The 1,087-nt window shown below is 68.0% G+C and carries 1 protein-coding gene; it reads left to right on the top strand.

Annotation, left to right across the window (positions count from 1 at the left end; all coding sequences use genetic code 11):
• Positions 1 to 1,087, top strand: a 1,087-nt coding sequence (locus I53_RS22375) for an efflux RND transporter permease subunit (protein ID WP_043354848.1), incomplete at both ends; no start/stop codon positions are given.

The raw sequence follows: 1,087 nt of genomic DNA on the forward strand, positions 1-1,087 counted from the left end.
GCCGGGCGCCTCCTACAACCGCACCCAGGAGGCGGTCCGCAAGGTCGAGGAGCACTTGCTGGCCCAGCCCGGCGTCGCCACCGTGACCATGCTCAACGGCTTCTCCTTCTCGGGCCAGGCCCCGAGCACCAGCCAGGCCTTCGTCACCCTCAAGCCCTGGTCCGAGCGCGACGCCAAGAACTCGGCCGCCGCCCTCGTCGCCGGCACCAACGCGGCGCTCGCCAATTACCGCGACGCCACGGTGGACGCCCAGGAACCGCCGCCCGTGGACAATCTCGGCAACGCGGCGGGCTTCTCGTTCCGCCTGCAGGACCGGGCCAACCGCGGCTACGCGGCCCTGCTCTCGGCCCAGGAGCAGCTGCTCAAGCTCGCGCAGCAGAGCCCGATCCTCCAGAAGGTGAAGATCGAGGGCCTGCCGCCGACCCCGCAGGCGGAGCTGGTGATCGACCGCGAGAAGGCGGCGGCCCTGGGCGTGAAGTTCGAGGACATCAACGCCACGATCCAGCTCAACCTCGGCTCGGTCTATCCGAACGACTTCCCCAACCGGGGCAAGATGCAGCGCGTCTACGTGCAGGCCGAGCAGCTCCAGCGCATGAACGCGTCGGACATCCTCAACTACGCGGTCAAGAACGCCGGCGGCACGATGGTGCCGATGTCGTCCTTCGCGGAGCTGAAATGGGGCATGGGGCCGAGCCAGATCGTCGGCTTCAACGGCTACCAGTCGGTGCGCTTCACCGGCGAGCCGAACCCCGGCTACACGTCGGGCGACGCCATCGCCGAGATGGAGCGGCTGATGCTCCAGCTGCCGAAGGGCTTCGGCTACGCCTGGACCGGCCAGTCCTACCAGGAGAAGCAGGCCGGCAGCCAGGCGAGCCTGCTGCTCGCCCTCTCGGTGCTGATCGTGTTCCTGTGCCTCGCCGCGCTCTACGAGAGCTGGGCGATCCCGGTCTCGGTCATGCTGGTAATCCCGCTCGGCGTGATCGGATCCGTGGCGGCCGTCTACCTGCGCGGCATGCCCAACGACGTCTACTTCAAGATCGGGTTGATCACGATCATCGGCCTCTCGGCCAAGAACGCCATCCTGATC

The sequence above is a fragment of the Methylobacterium sp. B1 genome (assembly GCF_000333255.1).
Classification (GTDB): Bacteria; Pseudomonadota; Alphaproteobacteria; order Rhizobiales; family Beijerinckiaceae; genus Methylobacterium; species Methylobacterium fujisawaense.